Genomic DNA, 21,564 nt, shown 5'->3' with positions numbered 1-21,564 from the left:
ACCTCCCTCCTGTTGAGTAGAGGATTTGGAACGACCAAAGCAACGAAGCTGTTATCCATCTTCACCAGTAGAGGCGCTCGACGCCTGGACCGATGCTTGAAGAAACATGTCGGTTGTGAACGTGATTGGATCGTACAGAGAACGCGGTTGCTTAACTCGTCACCCTCCGAACGGCAGCAAGGGCGATTGAACTAAGCGCTTCACACGCAACGCCATGTCAAACGTCGAGCGCGTCTGTCCTCTGATCGGGTTTTCAAGCACGCTCCCTTGATGCGTCCGCGCCATCGAATGGGGCCATAGCTTGTTGGCGGAAACCCGAAGGCTCCCTGGAGGTCAAAGGTTCGCATGTCTCCGGCATTGCGAAGAAGAAAACAGCGAACGCAACGAAAGCGGTGGCCGCGAGGACAAGATACGCCACGTCATACCCCGCGAGAGTTACAATCATGCCGGCAACAACGTTGCTCAACGAAGCTCCAACACCTTGAACCGTTCCAACGACACCTTGACTGAGATTGTAATGTCCGGTCCCTTTCATGAGATCGGCGATAAGCAGCGGCGTCAGTACCCCGAACAGTCCGCCGCCGACGCCATCGAGAAGTTGCACCCCGACGAGCCAGTAGGGGTTATCCGAGAGCATGTAGAGAACGCCGCGCACAGGAAGAATGGCAAAGGCCGCGAGGAAGAGCGGCTTGCGACCCCAACGATCGGCTCTCGCACCGACAATGAGGGCAATGGGCAACATGACCAGTTGGGCTGCGATGACGCAGGCCGACATCAACACTGTTTCATTGCCGGGATGTGCGAGCGCGAGCTGCTGCCCTACGAGCGGCAGCATCGCGGCATTGGCGAAATGGAACAGAGCCGCACAGCCTGCGAAGACCAGGAGCGGCCGGCAGGTGACGAGAACCCCCAGTGACGACGGAGATCCGCCGCCGTCGCGCCGCGCGTGATCCAAACCTCGCGCGCGTTCATGATCGATTTGGCGGGCCGGAATGGCCAATACGGCGCAGGAGGTCAGGGCTGCGAAGACCGGAACAAGCAGGAAGACGGTGCTTTGCGAGGCCATCCAGCCAATCGCCCCGGCGAGAAGCGAGATCGCAATGTTACCAGCATGGTCGAACGCGCCGTTGCGGCCGAAGCGGCGAGCGAGTTGGGCATGGCCATAGAGGCCGAGCGTGATGGCGGCGACGGCCGGCCCGAACACCGCGCCAACGATGGCCATCACGGTGTTGACCGTGAGCACGACCGTGAAGCTTGGCATCAGGACAACCGCCAGGGCGCCAATTGCGAGGATAGCGCAGGCCGCAACGATCGCGCCGCGCTTGTACCGGGTCGCATCGATGAAGGCGCCGACCGGCGTCTGGACGACAAGGCCGGCGAGACCGCCAATCGTCATGACCAGGCCAATCGAGGCCGGGCTCCATTGCTGTTCGGTCAGCAAGAAGATTCCGAGATAGGGGCCAAATGCGCCACGGACATCGGCAAGGAAGAAATTGATGAGATCGAGCGGCTGGAGCCTCAGGGTTCGGCCGGTCATGTCAGAGGGCTCCCAGCCAGAGGACGCCGACAAGCAGGGTCGCCAGGGTGAGCGGCACCCCCACGCGCAAATAACCTAAGAAGGTCATTTCAATTCCGATCGCGCGGGCGCGTTGGGCGACGATCAGGTTGGCGACCGAACCGACCAAGGTGAGATTGCCGGCAAGCGTCGAAGCCATCGCGATGACGAGCCAGGCCCGCTGAGGATCTGCAAGACCGGCGACGAAGGGTTTGAGAACGAGCACCGCGGGGACGTTGCTGACGATATTCGACAACGCGGCCGTCACGATGCTCAACATGCCGACATTGTCGAGGTGCAGCGCGCCGACCCAAGCCACGACGTCTGTCGTGACGACCGTCTTCCCCAGTCCCGTGACCACAATGAACAGGCCCGCGAACATGACGAGCAGCGGCCAGTCGATGTCGCGATAGATTTTTTCGGGCCGCACCCGGCGTGTCACCAGCAGCGTTGCGCCACCCAGTATCGCGACCTTGGCCACGGGCTGTCCGAGAAAGAAGAACAGGATCATGGCCGCCGTGACAGCCAGCGCTTTGACGGCCAGAGCGGGATGGTAACGAACCGCTTCGTCTTCGACAGTGAGGACGTCGCGCGTCATGAACTCGCCGGGGAACAGCAGGACCAGAAGACCAGTCGCGAGCACGAGACCGATCACCGCCACCGGCGCGAGCGTTGCTGCGAAGTGGCCATAGGAAATTCCCGACAAGGTGCCGACGATCATGTTCTGAGGGTTGCCGGTGATGGTCGCGACGCTGCCGATGTTCGATGCGGTCGCGAGGCCGAGGAGATAGGGCATTGGATCTCGCTTCAGCCGCAGAACGAGGTCGAGCACGAGGGGCGTCATGACGAGGCAGACGGTGTCGTTGACGAGAAAGGCGGAGGAAGCGCCGGCGACAAGAACTGTTCCGGCGAGCAGCACGAAGGGATGGCGCGCATGGCGCGCAACCCAGGCGGTGATGATGCGAAAGACTCCGGAGAGGCGCAGATTCGCCACGACGATCATCATGCCGAGCAGCAGCACGATCGTATCGAAATCGATCACGCTGTAAGCCTCTTGGGGCGAGAGAATGCCAATCCCCAACATGAGGCTCGCGCCTAAAAGCGCTGCTCCGGCGCGATCGAGGTGATAGCCGGGGATCTTGCCGAGCGCCACGACGGTATAGGTCCCAACGAAAATCGCGACAGCTGCAAAGGTCCTGAAGGACGCACCACCGATCGCGTCGATCAGCCCTCCGGCCTGGACATGGCGGCCGGCCCAAACACCGGCGGCAAGCAACATCGCAGTCGCAAGCACTTTCAGGGCGCCGCCGGACCGAGAACGCTTTCCGCGTCCCCGGCCCTTCGCAACCGCCGTACTTTCTCCTTTTGCAACGCTCAGCATTGCGGCGCAAGCCGGTGCATGATGGCTTCCTCTATGATTGGCGATAGTGGGTTTCAGGGCCGGGGCGGCGGGGGTGGGACAGGACCCGGCAAGGGGGGCTGGATGTTGGTGAGTGCTGCGGCGGCCTGCCCCAAGGCGCGAACGTCAACGACCCGGCCCATTGGAGTCGTCAGGCCGTCGCCTTGAGCAACCACGTTCTGTCCGGGCGCCAGCAGCGCCGTAAGGCCCTGGGCCTCATGCGGAGGCAAGCGAAGGATGGTGCCGTCGTCCAGCACAGCCCCGTTGATCTCGCCACCTGGGCCGTGCAATGCAGATTTGATGCGGCCCTGTACGCTCATCGGTTGGCCGGGCGCTCCCGGCCTGCCGGGGCCTCCTTGCGGACCTGTGTCGACGACACTCTGGCCCGAGACATCATTGGTGACGCTCACGGCTTCGATCATAGGGATGCTGTAGGCGCGTAGCCCCCTCACGGTAACCGCATCGCCTAGCTTCACGGCGAAAACGAGCGCTGTCGATAGATGCGGCGGCAGATGGACCTCGGTGCCGTCGGCCAGGATCAGGCCGTCGACATCGCCGCGGGGCGTGAGCGTGTAGTGCGCCACTGTGCCCCGGAACGCACTGATGGGCGGGGTAGGCGGTGGCGCGGGCTGGGCCGAAGCAGGTCCAGCGAACTCGCATGCCACTAACGCCGAGCCGGCTATGAGCAACTTTCTGAGCAGGGCTTCCATATGGTTCTCCGTCAAAAGCCACCATTGGCTTCGGAGGACCATCAGCAAGCGCCGTGCCAGATTGTTAGTTATTGAATCAACTATCTTTTTTGTCGGCCACCCGTATGCCGACGTCCGCTTTCCCGACACCTGTCGTCTGGTCTTCGGACGGGCTTCCAATCGCAATCCCGTACTTTTCGGCTTTGGTGTAGAGGAGCTGCCGGTGGATGCCGAGGCGACGGGCTGCCTCGGTGCGGTTGCCGCAGGTTTCCTGGAGCGCCCGCGTGATCATTCGCGCCTCGAGCCGCGCAACCGCGCCCGGGAGGTCGCCGGCCATCCAATCGTCCTCGGCCGCCGAATCGCTTGGAGGCAGCTCACCGAGAAAATCGAAGTCAGCGGCGTCGATCACCTCGCCCCGGCTCAGCACCACGGCACGTTCGATCGCGTTCTTGAGTTCGCGGACGTTGCCCGGCCACGAATGAGCCAGCAATCGCACCGCCGCCTGCGGCGTCAGTCGCTTCGAGGGCATTCCCGCCGAGCGCAGGAAGTGCTCTGCGAGCGGCACAATATCGGCAAGCCTCTCGCGCAAAGCTGGCAGATGGATCGGCACCACGGTGAGCCGGTAGTAGAGGTCTTCCCGGAACCGACCGGCGGCGATGCGCTCGCTGAGATCGCGATGGGTGGCCGCGACAATACGAACGTCGACCCGAACCGGACGGCCGCCAACGGGCGTGATCGTCCGTTCCTGGAGCGCGCGCAAGATCTTGGCCTGCATCGCAAAGTCCATGTCGCCGATTTCGTCGAGGAACAACGTGCCCTTGTCCGCATCGCGGAAGGCACCATGGCGCTCGGCGATCGCGCCGGTGAAGGCGCCGCGGACGTGGCCGAAGAGTTCGCTTTCAAGAAGATCCGCTGGAATCGCGGCGCAATTGACAGGGATGAACGGTCCATCGGCTCGGCGGCCGTATCGATGAATCGCGCGGGCAACGACCTCCTTGCCGGTACCGGTCTCCCCTGTCAGCAAGACGGTTGCATCGCTATCGGCAACAAGGCCAATCGTCTTCTGCACCTCGCGCATGGCACCGCTTGAGCCGACCAGTTCCTCGCCGATGTCCTCCTCGCCGGGTGCGGCGATCTCAGACGGCGCCGAAGGCCCGGTTCGCGCCATCCGGGCGAGGAGCGAGACCAGGTCGTCACGCCCGATTGGCTTGGTCAGATGGTCGAAAGCGCCGAGCCGCATCGCCTCGATCGTGTTCGTTGTGCCGGCATGGGCCGTGAGAATGGCAACGGGAAGCGCTCTTCCCGGACCGCTTGCCCGCAGGCGGCGGAGAACTTCAAGCCCGTCCAGGTCCGGCATGCGCAGGTCGAGCAGAACCGCCTCGACCGGCTGCCGCTCGACGATGGCAAGAGCGGCATGCCCGCCATTTGCCGTGACCGGGCGATGGCCGAGATCGGCGATGGTCTCGGCAAGGGTTTCGCGCATCGCCGCATCGTCATCAACGATCAGGACGGTCGCCATGGCAACTCCACCACAAAAGTCGTCCCATCGTTTCGATGCATGACGCGCACCGTTCCCTTATGGGCCTCGATGATCTCGCGGACGATGGCAAGGCCAAGACCAGTGCCTTCTGCCCGCCCTGTTGCAAAAGGCTCGAACAAATTCGCGCGCAATGCCTGAGGGACACCGCGCCCGGTGTCCGCGACGGAAAGGACGAGAGAGCTCTCATGCCGCTCCGCGGCGAGCCGAACGGTGCCTTCGGCCGGCGTATTCTCGATCGCGTTGAGGATAAGGTTGCCAAGGGCCTGGGCCACCTGTTCTTCATCGAAGCAACCAGCTTCCCGCATATCCGTGTCGACGATGATGTCGATTGCCTGTGCGGCAGCTTGCTCACGGAAGAATTCCGCGCGCTCCCGAAGAAAGTCGCCAATGTCGCTGACCGGCCTGGGTTTGGGCGGCGAGCTCTGCACGGAGTTCAGGAGGTTGCGCAGCAGCGTATCGAGCCGACCGATCTGGGTCAGTATCATCCGCAGGGCACTCTCTTTGCGGGACGGGTCGGTGTCTGCCGCCAACGCATTCTCGGCCTTGAGACGCATGGCGCCGATCGGGTTGCGAATCTCGTGGGCGACGCCAGCCGTCACGCGACCCAGGGCAGCAAGGCGTTCACTCTGCGCGACCTGTCGCGCGAGGCTTTCCTCCCTCTGACGTGCTTCGGCGAGGCGGGCGCCGGCACCATTGATAGCCTCGACGATGCGGTCGAGATCGCGCTGACCGGTCGGCGCAAGCTTGGGCAGGTCACCCGCCCCTCTCGCGAGCGCGCCTTCGAGCCGCTTGAGACGCGACGACCAGCCGAGAAGGAGGTAGCCGAGCCAGGTAGCCGACCCAGCGAGCACCACAAGGAGCACCGACAGCCCGCCCATCGCCAAACCATAGGCACGGCCATCCGTCGTCACCACGCGCGTCATCGTCCAGCCGGCGAGATCGGGGATCGGCCCTGGAAGCGGGCAGGCTCGCAGAAGCAGGACTTGCGAACGGGCCTCCTGGCGCCGCTCGACCGCAGACCCATCGAGTGCCGCGGCCTCCGCAGCCTCCTTGATGCTCGGCTGCTCTGCCTGCGGCAGATCGGTCTTCTCTCCGCTGCCCTCATAGGTCGGAAAGGCATAAGCAAGCGAGCCGGCCTCGGCCTGCCAGACGCCGCCCTCGACACCCTGGAGGTCGCGCAGGGCAAGACGAACGACATCCGCCAGCCCTTGGGCAAGAGCGGGATCGCGCAGATCGGCTGGCGTCCGGGACGTCCCGGCAATAAAGAACTGGTATCGGTCGGCAATCATGTCGCAGCCAAGTGTCACCGTCGCGGATGCGCGGCGAACCTGCTCGACGGCGGATTCTTGATAGAGCGACCAAAGCAGGACCCCCACTGTGACGGCGGCCAGCAAGAAGGCGCTCCAGCAGACGATGAACCAGCCGACGATCGAACGCGGCACGACAAAGCTCACCGCAATACCTCCAAGCGCGCGCAATAAAGCGCTGCCAGGAGGACGGCATCTACACAAAGGTTGAAGGTATTCACTATTTCCATTCCCCGCGTCTACCCTGTCTCTCCTTCAGCGATTTTGTCTGCGCCGCGCATCAGCGTACTTTCGGCGGAAAGTGGCTTGCCCCTAAACCCTCTCAAAATTCGAACCTGTCGTTGCGAGGCAAATCGAGCATCCCTCCCGGTGCCGCATCAAATGAGGCTTTCCACCTATCGTGATCTATCGCTTTCTTTTACCTCATAGAACATGCTTGAGGAGAATGCAGATGAGTCAAGTTCCCCATAACGGCATGAAGAAGACGATATGGCGGCAGCAGTCCGCGCACCGTCGAGCAACTCCAGCAGAACCTGAAGGCGCCATCGCTCAAGCTCTCGGATGAAACGTTGGTGAAGCTGGATGAGATCTGGCCGACGCCCACCGGGGAGGCGCCAGTCGCGGCCGAGCACTGTACCGCGCTTACGTTGCGTCCTTGGATAGCGGTTAAGCGTAAGTGCGAATAGACAACGGAAACCTAAGACGGAGGGAGCGATCGCTCAACCCTCTAGGCCAGGCCTCTGGGTGGGAGTGGCGCGCCCGAAGAGATTCGAACTCCTGACCCCCAGATTCGTAGTCTGGTGCTCTATCCAGCTGAGCTACGGGCGCGCAACAGGCCGTGCATGAAACAGGCCCCGCGATCCGGTCGAGACGGCCGGCCGCGATGTGGAGTGTTCCCTAACGACTGAATTTGCGAAAAGCAAGTCGATCCGGCAAAAGTTTTGTCGCAGCCCCTTCAACGGCGTCGAGGTGGGTCGAGATTCAGGTCAGGCCGAGCCGAGAATGGTGGCTTACGAGAACCGGCCTACGCCGGCCGTAGCCTTCATAGAGCGGAAACACTTATGAGGGCTTCGGCCGGCGAAGGCCGGAGCGGAGCGTACTTGAAGTACCTGAGCACCGGCCTATGCCGGCCGAAGCCTAATCTGCTCACCCGTCACTATCATGATTGCTTCGGCCGGCGAAGGCCGGAAGCGCAGGAAGCCGCCGTTCGCAGGCCGGCATCACCTGAATATCGGCACACCTCAGGCCGGACGGCGCAGGCCGTTGCGCGCTTGGTCGAGCCGCACCGGCTGGTCGGGGATGGTGACGGCGAAGACGGTGCGGCCGCCGATCGATTCGACGAGCTCGACCGTGCCGCCATGGGCGCGGATCAGCTCGTGCGCGATCGCCAGGCCAAGTCCGGTGCCGCCGCTGCGCGCCGAGCCGCGGAAGGCGGCGAACAGGTTCTCGCGCGCCTTGGGCGGCAGGCCGGGGCCGGTGTCGGTGACGATGATGCGGCTGACGCTGCCGTGGCGCTCGGCCGCGACCGCCAGCCGGCGCACCACCGCGCTTTCGGTATCGGCGGCCATCGCCTGCACGGAGTTGCGGCACAGATTGGTGAGCACCCGGAACAGCTGGTCGGAATCGGCGTCGACCTCGAAGGCGGTCTCGACGCCGTTTATGAACTCGATGCCGTCCTCGATGTCGAGCAGGCCGTGCACGTCGTCGACCAGCTGGCGCAGCCGCACACGGCGGCGCGACGGCGCCGGCTCCTGCGTGCGGCCATAGTGAAGCACGCCTTCGGAATAGGCGACGGCGCGGTCGAGGGCGCGCAAGAGCTTCGGCGCGAAGGTCTGCACGGTCGGGTCCTTCACCTGGCGCAGGCGATCCGACATCAGCTGCGCGGACGCCAGGATGTTGCGCATGTCGTGGTTGATCTTCGAGACGGCCAGGCCGAGGTCAGCGAGATGCTTCTGTTCCGACAGCATCTTCTGCAGCCGGTCCTGCATCTGCGACAGCTCGCGCTCAGCCACCCCGATCTCGTCGGCGCGGTCGGCGGGCCGGATGACGCGGCCGGGATCGTCGGGCGCCTCGGAGAAGGCCAGGATCGAGCGCGTCATGGTGCGGATCGGCCCGATCATGATCAGGTCGATCGCCGCGTAAACCAGCATGGCGGTGAACAGCGAAATCAGCAGCGAGACGACGGCGACGTTGCGCGAATATCGAAGCATGGCGTCGCGCAGCCGGTAGTCCGGCATGATCAGCTCGAATTCCTTGTCGCTGTCGCCGACCGGGCCGAAGACGCGCAGCATGTGCTTGCCGCCGAAGAACAGCGTATCGAGCGCGCCGGTCATGCCGTTGACCAGGCCGACATCGGCGATGTCGATATGCTCGTCGACCTGGGGCGGCATGTCGGAAACGACAAGCAGCCGCGACACCCCGCCGTCGCGCACGGCGATCGCCTTGGCGCCGATCGCCATCAGCACGTCGTTCTGGGCATTGTGCGACAGCGAGTTGGGCTCGCCCTGCAAGAGCACGATCGACACGGCGGCGGCGGTGCTCAGCCGCTCCTTCAGCCAGTTGACCCGGTAGCTGGCGATCCAGGGCAGGAAGATCAGGATTTCAGCCAGAAGCACGAAGGCGATGGTGAGGAAGAGAAGCTTGGTGGACAGGCCGCGCGACAGCGGCACCCGGCGCGTCGAATTCGCCGCCGGCCTTGCCTTCTCGTTCGTGGGCAGAGTTTCACTCGTCATTGACGCGCATTCACAAAGGCTTGATCGGCCAAGATTATGCGATTTGCGGCTTTTTTGCCAATTTCAACCTTGGACCAGCAAAAAAAGCCCTCGCGAGCACCCCGGATTGACTTCCAAAAACCTTCTTTCTATAAGCCGCTCACGCTCGGGCCATTCGTCCCGGCGCGGTTTCGATCGCGCCTAAGCCGGCCCGGCAAAGCTCCTGTTACAGAGTGACAGAATCAAGAAGGGCCGCACCCCGCGGTATTAAAACAAATGAAGCGTACCTACCAACCGTCCAAGCTCGTCCGTAAGCGCCGGCATGGTTTCCGTGCCCGCATGGCCACCAAGGGTGGCCGTGGCGTCGTTGCCGCCCGCCGCAATCGCGGCCGCAAGCGGCTCAGCGCCTGAACGAAAGACGAGATCGTTGCCCGCAACCGGCAAGCCAAAGGGGAAAACTCCCGGGCGGCTTCTGAAACGCGCGGAATTCCTGGCTGTGCGCGGCGGCGAGAAACGCCGCGGACGGCTTTTTCTCGTTGAAGTTCTCGACCGCGGCGACGACCTTGCGCCGCGCGTCGGCTACACCGTCACGAAGAAGGTCGGCAACGCCGTGGTGCGCAACCGCGTCCGGCGGCGGCTGCGGGAAGCCGTGCGCGTTCATGCCGCCGATGACATGGCGCCCGGCAATGACTATGTCATCGTCGGGCGTGAAGACGTGCTTGCCATTCCGTTCGGCCAGTTGAAGGCCGAGCTCTCCCGCCGGCTGCGCGGAACACGATAGGCCAGGGCTTTCGATGGAAAACAACCGCAATTTCTTCATCACCATCGCTTTGTCGGTGCTGATCCTGACGCTCTGGCAGGTGTTCTACATGAACCCGCGCATGGAGCAGCAACGCGAACAGGCCCGCATAGAGCAGCAGCGCGTCGAAGCGCAGAAGAAGGAAGCGGGCGGCGGCGCCAATTCCGGCGCGGCCGGAACGCCGGCGCCGACCGCCGGCAGCGTTCCCGGCGCGCCCGGTGGCGATACCGTGACGGCGGCCAGCCGCGACCAGGCGATCGCCGCGACCAAGCGCGTCAAGATCGACACGCCGAGCCTCGAAGGCTCGATCAACCTGACCGGCGCGCGCCTCGACGACCTGAAGCTCAAGCACTACACCGAGACGGTCGACAAGAACTCGCCCGAGATCGAGCTGCTCAACCCCTCGTCGCTGCCCAATGGCTATTTCGCCGAGATCGGCTTCGTCGGCAACGACACCACCGGTACTGTTCCCGGCGCGGACACGGTGTGGAGCGTCGACGGCAATTCGACGCTGACGCCGTCGAGCCCGGTGACGCTGACCTTCACCAACGACAAGGGCCTGACGTTCAAGCGCACCATCTCGATCGACAACGAGTACATGTTCACCGTTTCCGACACGGTGCAGAATTCGGGAACGGCCGCCGTCTCGCTTTACAATTACGGGCGCGTCACGCGTTTCGACAAGCCGGCCGTCGCCAGCACCTATGTGCTGCATGAGGGCCTGATCGGCGTCACCGGCAGCGAAGGACTGCAGGAATACAAATACGCCAAGATCGAGAAGGACAAGGAATACACGCCCAGCAAGTCGACCAATGGCTGGCTCGGCATCACCGACAAATACTGGGCCGTGACGCTCATCCCGTCGGAAAAGCAGCCTTTCCAGCCGAAATTCTCCTATTTCGAGTTCAAGGACGGACCGCACAGCCACAGCTACCAGTCCGACTACCTGTCCGACGCGATCAGCGTCGCGCCCGGCCAGTCGACGACGGTCGAGTCCGAAATCTTCGCCGGAGCGAAGGAAGTCTCGACCATCAACGCCTATGAAAAGGACCGGCAAATCCGCCAGTTCAGCCTGATGATCGACTGGGGCTGGTTCTATTTCATCACCAAGCCGATGTTCTGGCTCATCGACACGCTCTACAAATTCTTCGGCAATTTCGGCCTGGCGATCCTCGCCACCACCGTCATCGTCAAGGCGATCTTCTTCCCGTTGGCCAACAAATCCTACGCTTCGATGGCGAACATGAAGAAGGTGCAGCCGAAGATGGTCGAGATCCGCGAGAAATACGCGGACGACAAGATGAAGCAGCAGCAGGCGATGATGGAGCTCTACAAGACCGAGAAGATCAATCCGCTCGCCGGCTGCTGGCCGGTGGCGCTGCAGATCCCGGTCTTCTTCTCGCTCTACAAGGTGCTCTACATCACCATCGAGATGCGGCATGCGCCATTCTTCGGCTGGATCCACGACCTTGCGGCGCCCGATCCGACGTCGATTTTCAACCTGTTCGGCCTGCTGCCGTTCGCGGCGCCCGCCTTCCTGCCGCATATGGGCGCCTGGGCGGTGGTGATGGGCATCACCATGTTCCTGCAGATGCGCATGAACCCGGCGCCGCCGGACCCGACGCAGGCGGCGATCTTCACCTGGATGCCGGTGATCTTCACCTTCATGATGGGTTCTTTCCCGGCCGGCCTCGTCATCTACTGGGCCTGGAACAACACGCTGTCGATCCTGCAGCAGGGCGTGATCATGAAGCGCCAGGGCGCCAAGATCGAATTGTGGGACAATCTGGCGGCGCTATTCCGCAAGAAACCATCGCCGGCGGAATAGAAGGCTCCGCGAGCTCCAAACCAAAAACCCGGCCTCGGCCGGGTTTTTTGTTGGAGATGCCAACGAGACAGCGCCAACATTCGCGATTGGCCGTGGCCTACACCCCGATCGTCATGCCAGGACGGAGCAAGGAGCGGAGCGACGCGCGCAGACCCTGGAATCCATGCCGTTACGCTAAGGCATTGCGACGGTTACGGAATTCTGCACCGTCACACTCTGCGGCAGAGGTCACGGAATGGATCCTCGGGTCAAGCCCTAGGATGACGACGTCCCGGGGGATTTCGGCCAATCTCCAACGTCGGCGCCATTCGGGCAAGGTGATCGCGTACGGCTTTCCGCGTTCAGATAGCCGGCATGCCTTGATCGGCGTTGGGCCGCCGATAAACCCATACGTTATTGCCTTCGATGCACTGGGGCGAGAATGCTTTTCGGGAAATTATTCGGAATTCCTGAAACTCCGCGCCGGCTAGCCTCGTATCATTCTGGTCCTCCCCAAAAAGGCCGGATGGCTTCCGGCGCAATGACGCCGGTGTTTGGGAGGCTGTCCGGCAGGCCGGGGTCCCGCGGCGGGACCCCGGTCCTCTCCGCGGATCGATGTCTGATATCTGTGAATGATGCATTGCCAAACAGGTCGGCGGCTGCGTCGCAGGTCCGGCAAGCCACAGGCGAGGGAACAGAAATCCGAAATCGCAACAGCCATCGAAGCTGCAATGAAAAATGGCACGCGGCGGTCGAATATAACAGCAGACCTCGCACGTCAGGAGCGATACTCTAAATCGCAACAGCCGGTGCTTCAGCCGGCATAGAGCGGCTCAACAGGGAGATGAACATGTCTTCGATGCCGCGCGCCGCCGGATTGCCCCGATCCGCGTGGCGCTTCGCTGCTGTCGGCGCGGTTATCGTGGGTGCGCTTTTGTCCGCGGCCGCTCAAGCCTCCGACATATGTCAGGTCGGGGATCCTGCCAATGCCGGCTTGGGGTTGGCGGAGGTCAGACCTTCGAAGGGCATCGATCTGCGCAAGACAGAAGCGCCCTGCCCCGATGACAGCGGCCTGTGCAAGTCGTCGTTACATCTCAAGAAAAACGAACTGGTGCTCACGACGAGCCGTATCAGCGGACCCTATGTCTGCGTTTATGTTGCCGGCTCGAGCATGGATGTCGGCGGCTATGTCAAACAGACCGACATCGCGCCGCGCCCGCCGCTGCCGCTTAAGGCGTGGAAAGGCAAATGGCGCGAAGCATTCGGCAACTGGATCAAGCTGCGCGTCGAAGGCGATGCCCTTGGGGCCGAGGGCGAAGCATTTTATCCCTCGGCGCACCCGTCCAAAGAAGAAGCTCCCGGCGGTCCCAATACCGGCGACATGCCGCCCGGGCCGGCGGCGCCGCACAACAACGTCGCCGTGTTTGCGTATCCTGATGATCATGGTCCTGACAGTTGCCGCGTCATCGTCGCGTTGGACAATGCGGCCCTCGTCGTGAGCGACAACGTCACGGACGGCGGCATTTGCGGCGGCGCGAATGTCAGATTCTCCGGTGATTATTACAAATGAAGCGGCCCATGCCGCAGGCATCCGCGCCGCCGCGCGCAGGCGGCGGCTGATACGGTTCCGAGCCTTATTCCATGACGGCGCTGTGATCGACCTTGGCCGGCGTGCCCGGCTTGCGCAGCAAAAGCACCAGCGGGATGGCGGCCAAGGACAGGATCATCATCAGCTTGAAGTCGTCGACATAGGAGATGATCGTCGCCTGCAGCGTGACCAGGCCGTCGAGCGCGGCGCGGCCGGCGGCGGTGTAGGGGCTCAGCGCCTGCGAGACCGCCGGATCGCTGAAGGCCGGGTTGTAGGGCGTCACATAGGCGGCGATGTTGGCGTGGTTGATCTGCTGGTTCTGCGTCAGAAGCGCGGAGACCACCGAGATGCCGACGCTGGAGCCGATGTTGCGCGACAGATTGTAGAGACCAGTGCCTTCCGAGCGCCGCTCCGGCGCCAGCGTGGCGAAGGTGATGGTGGTGAGCGGCACGAACAGGAAGCCCAAGCCGGCGCCCTGGATGAAGCCGGTGCTGATGATCGTCCATTGCGAGACGTCCGGCGTCCAGCCGGTCATGTCGTACATCGCCCAGGCGGTGATCGCCAGGCCGATGAACAGCAGCCAGCGCGTGTCGACCTTGCCGACCAGCCGGCCGACGACGAACATACAGGCCATGGTGCCGAGGCCGCGCGGCCCCATGACGATGCCGGCCGTCACCACCGGATAGCCCATCAGCGTCTGCAGATAGGGCGTCATCAGCGCCAGCGAGGCGAGATAGGTGATGCCGATGATGAAGATGAACACCATGCCGACGGCGAAGTTGCGGTCGAGGAACAGCCGTGGATTCACGAAAGTATCGCGCGCGGTGAAGGTGTGGACGATGAAGATGTAGAAGGCCGACGCGCAGACCAGGGCCTCGACGATGATCTCGGCCGATGAGAACCAGTTGAGCTGCTCGCCGCGGTCGAGGAACATCTGCAGCGAGGCGATGGCGATCGAGAGCATGCCGAAGCCCAGCCAGTCCAGCCTGGCCTTCAAGTCGAGCTTGGTTTCCTGGACGAACATCGAGACGCCGATGAAAGCCAGCGCGCCGATCGGCACGTTGATGTAGAAGACCCAGCGCCAGGAGACGTTCTCGGTCAGCCAGCCGCCGATGACCGGGCCAAGCACCGGACCGACCATGACCGAGACACCGAACAGCGCCATGGCCGAGCCGCGCTCCTCGACGCTGTAGATATCGAGCAGGATCGACTGCGACAGCGGCACCAGCGCCGCGCCGAACAGCCCCTGCAGCAGGCGGAAGCCGACGATCTGCGGCAGCGACTGGGCGAAGCCGCACAGCACCGAGGCGACCACGAAGCCGGTGATCGCCACCAAAAGGATGCGCTTGCGGCCGAAGCGGTTGGCAAGATAGCCGGATGGCGGCGTCATCACCGCGGCGGCGACGATATAGGAGGTGAGCACCCAGTTGATCTGGTCGGCGCTCGCCGAGACGCTGCCCTGGATATAGGGCAGCGCCACATTGGCGATGGTGGTGTCCAGCGCCTGCATGATGACCGCCAGGATCACGCAAGCGGTGATGGCGCCGCGATTGGCGACCACGGGCGCGCCTGTCGCGGAAGCCGTTGTCATGACTTTGATCCGGATTGCTTGAAGAGGTCGGCGATGAAGTCCGGCAGGCCGCGGGCGTGGCCTGTGTCGATGCTGACGACGGCGCTCATGCCGCCGCGCAGCGGCGGCTTGCCTTGGGGATCGTCGATCGTCACCCGCATCGGGATGCGCTGCACGACCTTGACCCAGTTGCCGCTGGTGTTCTGCGCCGGCAGCAGCGAGAAGCTCGACGAGGAAGCCGGGCTGATCGAGCCGACGGTGCCGTGCCAGACCTCGCCCGGATAGCCGTCGATGCTGATCGTCGCCGTCTGGCCGGGGCGCACGTAGGTGAGCTCGGTTTCCTTGGGCTCGGCCGCGATCCAGATGTCGCTCGACGACACCAGGCTGAAGGCTGGCTGCGAGGCCGGCAGGTACTTGCCGACCTGCAGCGCGTCCACATTGGTGACGATGCCGTCGAACGGCGCCTTGACGATGGAATCGGTGAGGTTGCGCTGTGCGTCGTCAACCGCCGACTGAGCCTGCAGATAGAACGGGTTCCGCTCGACCGGCTGGCTGGCGTCGCCGCCAAGCTGGGCAAGCATCGCCTGCGCCTGCGCCTTGGCGACGGTCACCTTCTGGCGGGCCGCTATGAGGTCGTGCTGGGCGCTGTCGAAGGTCGCCTTGGAGGCGGTCGAGGTCTTGAGCAGGTCCTGCTGACGCTGGAAGGCGGACTCGTAATAGGGAATGTCCGCTTGCGCCTGGTCGATCGATGCCAGCGACTGCCGGTAGCTCGCCTGCAGCGTCAGCACCTGGTTGCGCACCGTGCCGAGCTGCGCCTTGGCGCCGGCAAGCGCGGTTTCGAAGGAGGCAGGCCGCAGCCGGAAGAGCACGTCGCCCTTCTTCACCGCCTGGTTGTCCTGCACGTCGATCTCCTGCACGGTGCCGGAGACATCGGTCGAAACGCCGAGCGACTGCGCCTGGATATAGGCGTTGTCGGTGGTCATGATCTGGCCGCCGACGACGTAATAGTAGCCGCCGGCGACCAGCGCGACCGGCAGCAGCGCAAACAGGATCGGCCGCGTCCGGCTGCGGCGCGGCCTGGCGGGAGCGGGCGCAGCCACCGTGACGGCGGCCGGCTTCGGCTGGGCCGAGGGAGCCTCGGCTACCGGCTCCGGCGCTACGGGCGCTTCCAGCTCATCGTCTTCGACGACAGGCGGATTGGCGCGCCTCTGCTCGCGCTGGCTGTCCAGGCGGATGACCTGGTCGCTTGCTCTTTCGCCGGCATTTTCTCCGTCGGCGGACTTTCTGGGTGAGGTTCCTTCAGACATGGACTTTCTCCCGGTCGATGGCCGGCTGGGTGCAGGCCTCGAGCAGATTGGATTTGATCAGGCAAAGGGTTTGCAGCAATTGCCGCTGCGCATCCGCGGACAGGCCGGTGAAGGCCTCCTCGCGCGTCTTTTGGCCGTTGCCGCGCATCACTTCGACGAGCGGATGGGCCTTCGGGGTCAGGAAGAGAAGCCACGCCCGGCGGTCGGCCGGATTGGGCCGCCGCTCGATGAAGCCGCGCGCCTGCATCTTGTCGAGCAGCCTCGCGAGCGTGATCGGCATGATCTCGATGAGGTCGGCCAGCTTGTTCTGGTGGATGCCCTCATGCACCGAAAGATAAGCCAGCACCTGCCACTGCGCGCGGGTCAGGCCAAAGGCGCGCGACCGCTGCTCGAACCGCTTCCTGAGCAGGCGCGCGACATCGTGCAGGACGAAGCTGATATTGGGCGAGGCGGACATGGGAGGACTTCGGAGTCGGCGGACAAACTTTCATGAGCATGCTTATTATCATCATGCACATAATCCGGCTGGACGCCGAGCGCAAGACCGACTAAGGCGCTTGGTAAAAATATCGCATAGGCCACAACCCGGCCGGACCGGCCTGGTTTGCGGCAAGGACAAGACGATGAACCGGCTCAAGATCATCATGCTGGCGCTGCTCATGGGATACGCTTTTCCGGCCGCCGCGAAGGACGCGGTGAGCTGCAGCGGAGCGGCGATGCTGGGCGGCGCGCAGCTCAACTGCAGCCACGTGCAACCCAAGGCGCGGCCGCAATTCTGCACCTTCAGCTGGGCGCTGCACACGACGGCCGGCGACCAGAAAATCGTCGAGGGCAGCTTCTCGCTGCCGCCCGGGGCATCGAACGTCCAGGTCTATCAGGGCAGCGGCTTCGACAGCGCCCTTTCCAATCCGGTCGTGATCTGCCGCGGCAACCATTGAACGGTTGGTGCTATCAAAGGATCACGTTAGTTTGATCGGGCGCGGGCGTGCGGGCCGCGCCCAGAACATGCCTATGGAACCATGGAGGGACGGCGATGACCGGGCCCAATCCCAACATCAAGCATCCTGTCGCGATGCATCCGCGCGTCGGCTTCCTGAAGGGATTGGTGACGTCGCCCAACATCGAGATCCGCGACTTCACCTATTACGACGACCCCGACGGCCCCGACAAATTCGCCGAGAAATGCGTGCTGCATCACTACGACTTCATCGGCGACCGGCTGGTGATCGGCAAGTTCTGCGCCATCGCCGAAGGCGCGCGCTTCATCATGAACGGCGCCAACCACGCCATGTCCGGCTTCTCGACCTATCCGTTCAATATCTTCGGCCATGGCTGGGAGGAAGGCTTCGACCCTGAGACGTGGTCGAAGGAGATCCGCGGCGATACCATCATCGGAAATGACGTGTGGATCGGCATGGATGCGGTGATCATGCCGGGCGTGACGGTGGGCGACGGCGCCATCGTGGCGGCGAAATCGGTTGTCACGCACGACGTGCCGCCTTATGCGATCGTCGCCGGCAATGCGGCCAAGGTGGTGAAGATGCGCTTCGACGAATTCACGGTGCGGCGGCTGCTCAAGGCGGCCTGGTGGGACTGGCCGGTCGATAAGATCAGCCGCAACCTCAATGCCATTCGCGGCGCCGATATTTCCAGGCTGGAGGCAGCGGTTTGAACGCGCCGGACAAGACCCCGAACGAAACTGCGGTAAGCCCGGAGCTGTTCACCCGCGGCTGGATCTTCATCCGCGGCGTGCCGTCGATGAAATTCCTGCCGCCGGAAGGACCGCCGGAGATCGCTTTTGCCGGCCGTTCCAATGTCGGCAAGTCGTCGCTGATCAACGCGCTGGTCGGGCACAAGGGCCTGGCGCGCACGTCGAACACGCCGGGCCGCACGCAGGAGCTCAACTATTTCGTGCCCGACGGCTTTTCCGGCGAGGGCGCCGACCTGCCGCCGATGGCGCTGGTCGACATGCCGGGCTACGGCTATGCCAGCGCGCCGAAGGACAAGGTCGATGAGTGGACGAAACTCATCTACGAGTATCTGCAGGGTCGCGTGACGCTGAAGCGCGTCTATGTGCTGATCGATGCGCGCCACGGCATCAAGGCCAAGGACGAGGAAGTGCTGACCCTGCTCGACAAGGCAGCGGTGTCCTACCAGGTGGTGCTGACCAAGACAGACAAGATCAAGGCCGCCGGCGTGCCGAGGCTGATCGAGGAAACGCTGGCCAAGATCAAGAAGCGGCCAGCGGCGTTTCCGGTCGTGCTGGCCACCTCATCGGAGAAAGCCGCAGGGCTGGACGAGTTGCGCGCGGCCATCGCCCTGGTGGCGAACGGCGGCTGAGGTCCGCCGAAACCGCGTCAGATAAGACAGGACTCTGTGCAGGATTTTGAAAGGCGCGCTGGCCCAACCGTGGGCAAGTTTGTCAAAGTCCGTTGGGGTAATTAGCGCAAACGCTGGCGATGAGCTGAAGGCTCCCCAACCTCGTCATTCTAGGGCGGAGCAAGGAGCGAAGCGACGCGGCGCAGACCCTAGAATCCATGCCGTTGCATCGACCGGAATGTGCAACGGTGCAGAATGCTGGACCGCCGCGGCGCTTCTAGGTCACGGCATGGATCCTCGGGTCTGCGCCGCGTCGCTTCGCTCCTTGCTCCGCCCGTGGATGACGATGTTGGGGGAGGCGTTTCGGCCAACTCCAAACTCCCCCGCTCAATCCGTCTCCTCGCGTTCGGGCTCACGATCGCGCCGGCCGGTGAGGATCTCGCGCTTGCCGACATGGTTGGGGGCGCCGACCAGTCCTTCCTTTTCCATGCGCTCGACCAACGAGGCGGCGCGGTTGTAGCCGACGCCGAGGCGCCGCTGGATGTAGGAGGTCGAGCATTTCTTGTCGCGCTTGACCACCTTGACGGCTTCCTCGTAGAGCGCGTCGCCATCCTCCTCGGCGATCGAACTCTTGTCGAAGACGGGGCCGGCTTCAGCCGTTTCCTCAACCTCTTCCTCGTCGGCGGTGACGGTGTCGAGATATTCGGGACGCCCCTGCGCCTTCAGGTGCGCCACGACCTGCTCGACCTCCAGGTCGGACACGAAGGGACCATGCACGCGCGAAATGCGCCCGCCGCCAGCCATGTGCAGCATGTCGCCCTGGCCGAGCAGCTGCTCGGCGCCCTGCTCGCCAAGGATGGTGCGGCTGTCGATCTTGGACGTCACCTGGAAGGAGATGCGGGTCGGGAAATTGGCCTTGATGGTGCCGGTGATGACGTCGACCGACGGGCGCTGTGTGGCCATGATCAGATGGATGCCGGCGGCGCGGGCCATCTGCGCCAGGCGCTGGATGGCGCCCTCGATCTCCTTGCCGGCCACCATCATCAGGTCGGCCATCTCGTCGACGATGATGACGATATAGGGCATGGACGCGAGGTCGATCACGCGCTCCTCGAACAGCGGCTCGCCGGTGCTCCTCTCGAAGCCTGCCTGCACCTGCATGGTCACGACCTCGCCCTTGTCGCGGGCGCTTGCCGCGCGCTGGTTGTAGCCGTCGATGTTGCGCACGCCGAGGCGCGCCATCTTGCGGTAGCGGTCCTCCATCTCGCGCACCGCCCATTTGAGCGCCGTGACGGCCTTCTTGGGATCGGTGACGACCGGCGTCAGGAGATGCGGGATGCCGTCATAGACGGAGAGCTCCAGCATCTTGGGGTCGACCATGATGAGGCGGCATTCCTCCGGCTTCATCCTATAAAGCAGCGACAGGATCATGGTGTTGATGGCGACCGACTTGCCGGAGCCGGTGGTGCCGGCCACCAGCAGATGCGGCATCTTGGCAAGCTCGGCGATGACCGGCTCGCCGCCGATCGTCTTGCCGAGGCCGAGCGCCAGCTTGCAGGAGGTGTTGCGGAAGCCGGCCGATCCGATCAGCTCGCGGAAATAGACGGTCTCGCGTGTCTCGTTGGGCAATTCGATGCCGATGACATTGCGGCCCGGCACCACGGCGACGCGCGCCGAGATGGCCGACATCGAGCGGGCGATGTCGTCGGCGAGGCCAATGACGCGGCTGGATTTCACGCCCGGCGCCGGCTCGAACTCGTAGAGCGTGACGACCGGACCGGGGCGGACATGGATGATCTCGCCCTTGACGCCGAAATCCTCGAGCACGCTTTCGAGCAGGTCGGCGTTCTGCTCCATCCGCTCCTGCGACATGTAGAAGCCCTGGCCTTCCGGCGGCATCTGCAAAAGGTCCTCGGAGGGCAGCTCGTAGCCGACCATCGCCGATAGCGGCATGACCTCGCCGGCCATCGGCAGCGAAGGCGCCTGCCTGGCCGTCCTTACGCTCGGCGGGGCGGAAACCGGTGGCTCGACCGGCGTCGGCTGGACGGCTGCCGGGGCCGGCGTCGAAGCAGGGCCGGTGTTCGCCACGTTGGAGCGCCATTCGATGACCCGGTAAAACGAGGTCGCCTCGCTCATGAAGGGGGCTTGGCTTGACTGGGCCGCCGGACGATGCGCCGGCATCGGCTTGACCTGCGGTTGCGCCGGAACGGCGGGCGCCTGACCGGCTTCGTTCAAACGCGCCCGCGCCAGGCGCTCGGCGAGGAAGGGCATGCCGAATTCGAAAAAGGCGTGGTCGGAAAGATAGGACCAGCGCAATCCGCTTGGTCGCGGCTTGGGCGCCGCAGCGGCGGCAACCTGGGAGGGCGCGGCTGGAGAGGCCGAGACCGCAGCTGGAGCGACCATGGAAGGTGCGCGGACCGGTCTGGCCTGCGCCGGCGCAGCGGCGCGAGCCGCGGACGCTGCGGGAATCGCACGGACTGGATTGGCAACCGCCGGGGCCGGCGGCGCGGGCCGGACGGGTTCGGATGCGGATGCATTGCCCTGCGTGACATCTTCCGCATGAGAGGCAGTGCGCTTGAGGTCGGTGTCCGGCGTGCGCGTGAAACGCACATTGGGCGCAAGGAAGAAATAGTTCTGCCAGGCGGGACGGTTGAATTCGCCGCCGTCGGCCGATTCGGACGACCCGGCACGAGCCGCGTCCGATCCGCCTGCCGGGACAGCGCGCAAGGCGACCACCTGCCCCGGTTGCGCCTGCGGCTGCGAGACCCCGCCACGGCGCCCGACATCCTCCGCGCGATGATCGTCTTCGGCGGAAGCGCCGGAAAGATTGGCACGGGGAAAACGCATGGATGTCATTCTCGAGACTCGCCGATTGAACGTCTCCCGAGACATAGGAAGCGATGGTTAACAGGTCCTTCCGAAAGCGCATGCCGCAGCGATGCCTATCGATATTTTCAGAGGGGTCTGCGGACG

The 21,564-nt window shown here is 63.9% G+C and carries 17 protein-coding genes and 1 tRNA gene; 7 read left to right on the top strand and 11 right to left on the bottom strand.

The annotated features are described in order from the left end of the window. Nucleotides 1–253 precede the first annotated feature (253 nt). The 7 genes from WDX12_RS09830 to WDX12_RS09800 all read right to left on the bottom strand — a co-directional run bounded on the left by WDX12_RS09830 (nucleotide 254) and on the right by WDX12_RS09800 (nucleotide 9,222). A complete protein-coding gene (locus tag WDX12_RS09830; protein ID WP_434724741.1) occupies nucleotides 254–1,537 on the bottom strand; it encodes an MFS transporter in 1,284 nt (427 codons plus the stop codon). 1 nt (nucleotide 1,538) lies between these two features. Then, nucleotides 1,539–2,834, bottom strand: a complete 1,296-nt coding sequence (locus WDX12_RS09825; RefSeq protein ID WP_434724740.1) for an anion transporter — start codon at nucleotides 2,832–2,834, stop codon at nucleotides 1,539–1,541. Nucleotides 2,835–2,989: 155 nt separating this feature from the next. Next, complete coding sequence (locus WDX12_RS09820) at nucleotides 2,990–3,664, bottom strand: hypothetical protein (RefSeq protein WP_434724739.1); 675 nt, start codon at nucleotides 3,662–3,664, stop codon at nucleotides 2,990–2,992. A gap of 76 nt (nucleotides 3,665–3,740) precedes the next feature. Then, the gene (locus tag WDX12_RS09815) at nucleotides 3,741–5,162 is read right to left on the bottom strand and encodes a sigma-54-dependent transcriptional regulator (RefSeq protein WP_434724738.1); all 1,422 of its coding nucleotides are present in this window, start codon (nucleotides 5,160–5,162) and stop codon (nucleotides 3,741–3,743) included. Continuing rightward, nucleotides 5,147–6,637 (bottom strand): sensor histidine kinase, encoded by a 1,491-nt coding sequence (locus WDX12_RS09810; protein ID WP_434724737.1) that lies wholly within the window; start codon nucleotides 6,635–6,637, stop codon nucleotides 5,147–5,149. Before WDX12_RS09810 ends, WDX12_RS09815 begins: the two co-directional genes overlap by 16 nt. Nucleotides 6,638–7,241: 604 nt before the next feature. After that, nucleotides 7,242–7,318 (bottom strand) — tRNA-Arg (locus WDX12_RS09805). Nucleotides 7,319–7,731: 413 nt separating this feature from the next. Next, complete coding sequence (locus WDX12_RS09800; RefSeq protein WP_320293937.1) at nucleotides 7,732–9,222, bottom strand: HAMP domain-containing sensor histidine kinase; 1,491 nt, start codon at nucleotides 9,220–9,222, stop codon at nucleotides 7,732–7,734. A 255-nt stretch (nucleotides 9,223–9,477) separates the two neighbouring features. On the opposite strand from WDX12_RS09800, the gene rpmH reads away from it, so the two are divergent. From rpmH to WDX12_RS09780, 4 genes are all read left to right on the top strand, one after another. After that, nucleotides 9,478–9,612, top strand: a complete 135-nt coding sequence (gene rpmH / locus WDX12_RS09795; protein ID WP_008833937.1) for a 50S ribosomal protein L34 — start codon at nucleotides 9,478–9,480, stop codon at nucleotides 9,610–9,612. A 16-nt stretch (nucleotides 9,613–9,628) separates the two neighbouring features. Then, nucleotides 9,629–9,982 (top strand): ribonuclease P protein component, encoded by a 354-nt coding sequence (rnpA, locus tag WDX12_RS09790; RefSeq protein WP_140708569.1) that lies wholly within the window; start codon nucleotides 9,629–9,631, stop codon nucleotides 9,980–9,982. 13 nt (nucleotides 9,983–9,995) lie between these two features. Beyond that, nucleotides 9,996–11,828, top strand: a complete 1,833-nt coding sequence (gene yidC / locus WDX12_RS09785; protein WP_434724736.1) for a membrane protein insertase YidC — start codon at nucleotides 9,996–9,998, stop codon at nucleotides 11,826–11,828. An 829-nt stretch (nucleotides 11,829–12,657) separates the two neighbouring features. Beyond that, entirely contained in the window at nucleotides 12,658–13,377 is a 720-nt protein-coding gene (locus WDX12_RS09780; protein WP_434724735.1) for a hypothetical protein, read from the top strand. 64 nt (nucleotides 13,378–13,441) lie between these two features. Here WDX12_RS09780 and WDX12_RS09775 read toward each other — a convergent pair whose 3' ends face one another. From WDX12_RS09775 to WDX12_RS09765, 3 genes are read right to left on the bottom strand one after another with little or no spacing between them, the layout of a single operon-like run. Next, entirely contained in the window at nucleotides 13,442–14,986 is a 1,545-nt protein-coding gene (locus tag WDX12_RS09775) for a DHA2 family efflux MFS transporter permease subunit (protein ID WP_434724734.1), read from the bottom strand. Further along, complete coding sequence (locus tag WDX12_RS09770) at nucleotides 14,983–16,272, bottom strand: HlyD family secretion protein (RefSeq protein ID WP_434724733.1); 1,290 nt, start codon at nucleotides 16,270–16,272, stop codon at nucleotides 14,983–14,985. Before WDX12_RS09770 ends, WDX12_RS09775 begins: the two co-directional genes overlap by 4 nt. Further along, the gene (locus WDX12_RS09765; protein ID WP_434724732.1) at nucleotides 16,265–16,729 is read right to left on the bottom strand and encodes a MarR family winged helix-turn-helix transcriptional regulator; all 465 of its coding nucleotides are present in this window, start codon (nucleotides 16,727–16,729) and stop codon (nucleotides 16,265–16,267) included. Before WDX12_RS09765 ends, WDX12_RS09770 begins: the two co-directional genes overlap by 8 nt. A 166-nt stretch (nucleotides 16,730–16,895) precedes the next feature. Here WDX12_RS09765 and WDX12_RS09760 point away from each other — a divergent pair, with 166 nt between their 5' ends. The 3 genes from WDX12_RS09760 to yihA all read left to right on the top strand — a co-directional run bounded on the left by WDX12_RS09760 (nucleotide 16,896) and on the right by yihA (nucleotide 18,612). Then, nucleotides 16,896–17,210, top strand: a complete 315-nt coding sequence (locus WDX12_RS09760; protein ID WP_434724731.1) for a hypothetical protein — start codon at nucleotides 16,896–16,898, stop codon at nucleotides 17,208–17,210. Nucleotides 17,211–17,305: 95 nt separating this feature from the next. Next, a complete protein-coding gene (locus WDX12_RS09755; RefSeq protein WP_434724730.1) occupies nucleotides 17,306–17,944 on the top strand; it encodes a CatB-related O-acetyltransferase in 639 nt (212 codons plus the stop codon). Between the two features lie 86 nt (nucleotides 17,945–18,030). Further along, entirely contained in the window at nucleotides 18,031–18,612 is a 582-nt protein-coding gene (gene yihA, locus WDX12_RS09750; RefSeq protein ID WP_245442178.1) for a ribosome biogenesis GTP-binding protein YihA/YsxC, read from the top strand. 366 nt (nucleotides 18,613–18,978) lie between these two features. On the opposite strand, the gene WDX12_RS09745 is transcribed toward yihA, so the two are convergent. After that, nucleotides 18,979–21,438 carry a DNA translocase FtsK gene (locus WDX12_RS09745; RefSeq protein WP_434724729.1) on the bottom strand — a complete coding sequence of 820 codons (2,460 nt, stop codon included), beginning with the start codon at nucleotides 21,436–21,438 and terminating at the stop codon, nucleotides 18,979–18,981. Nucleotides 21,439–21,564 lie beyond the last annotated feature (126 nt).

It is taken from the genome of Mesorhizobium sp. RIZ17, assembly GCF_051127865.1.
Lineage (GTDB): Bacteria > Pseudomonadota > Alphaproteobacteria > Rhizobiales > Rhizobiaceae > Mesorhizobium > Mesorhizobium humile.
The sequence above is the reverse complement of the archived record's forward strand: the minus strand, read 5'-3'. Positions and strand labels throughout refer to the sequence as shown.

Excerpts from the sequence above, each read along its gene's own strand:
- WDX12_RS09830 (WP_434724741.1), bottom strand. The coding sequence starts at position 1,537 with ATGACCGGCCGAACCCTGAGGCTCCAGCCGCTCGATCTCATCAATTTC.
- WDX12_RS09825 (WP_434724740.1), bottom strand. The coding sequence starts at position 2,834 with ATGTTGCTTGCCGCCGGTGTTTGGGCCGGCCGCCATGTCCAGGCCGGA.
- WDX12_RS09820 (WP_434724739.1), bottom strand. The coding sequence starts at position 3,664 with ATGGAAGCCCTGCTCAGAAAGTTGCTCATAGCCGGCTCGGCGTTAGTG.
- WDX12_RS09815 (WP_434724738.1), bottom strand. The coding sequence starts at position 5,162 with ATGGCGACCGTCCTGATCGTTGATGACGATGCGGCGATGCGCGAAACC.
- WDX12_RS09800 (WP_320293937.1), bottom strand. The coding sequence starts at position 9,222 with ATGACGAGTGAAACTCTGCCCACGAACGAGAAGGCAAGGCCGGCGGCG.
- rpmH (WP_008833937.1), top strand. The coding sequence starts at position 9,478 with ATGAAGCGTACCTACCAACCGTCCAAGCTCGTCCGTAAGCGCCGGCAT.
- yidC (WP_434724736.1), top strand. The coding sequence starts at position 9,996 with ATGGAAAACAACCGCAATTTCTTCATCACCATCGCTTTGTCGGTGCTG.
- WDX12_RS09780 (WP_434724735.1), top strand. The coding sequence starts at position 12,658 with ATGTCTTCGATGCCGCGCGCCGCCGGATTGCCCCGATCCGCGTGGCGC.
- WDX12_RS09775 (WP_434724734.1), bottom strand. The coding sequence starts at position 14,986 with ATGACAACGGCTTCCGCGACAGGCGCGCCCGTGGTCGCCAATCGCGGC.
- WDX12_RS09770 (WP_434724733.1), bottom strand. The coding sequence starts at position 16,272 with ATGTCTGAAGGAACCTCACCCAGAAAGTCCGCCGACGGAGAAAATGCC.
- WDX12_RS09765 (WP_434724732.1), bottom strand. The coding sequence starts at position 16,729 with ATGTCCGCCTCGCCCAATATCAGCTTCGTCCTGCACGATGTCGCGCGC.
- WDX12_RS09760 (WP_434724731.1), top strand. The coding sequence starts at position 16,896 with ATGAACCGGCTCAAGATCATCATGCTGGCGCTGCTCATGGGATACGCT.
- WDX12_RS09755 (WP_434724730.1), top strand. The coding sequence starts at position 17,306 with ATGACCGGGCCCAATCCCAACATCAAGCATCCTGTCGCGATGCATCCG.
- yihA (WP_245442178.1), top strand. The coding sequence starts at position 18,031 with ATGAAATTCCTGCCGCCGGAAGGACCGCCGGAGATCGCTTTTGCCGGC.
- WDX12_RS09745 (WP_434724729.1), bottom strand. The coding sequence starts at position 21,438 with ATGCGTTTTCCCCGTGCCAATCTTTCCGGCGCTTCCGCCGAAGACGAT.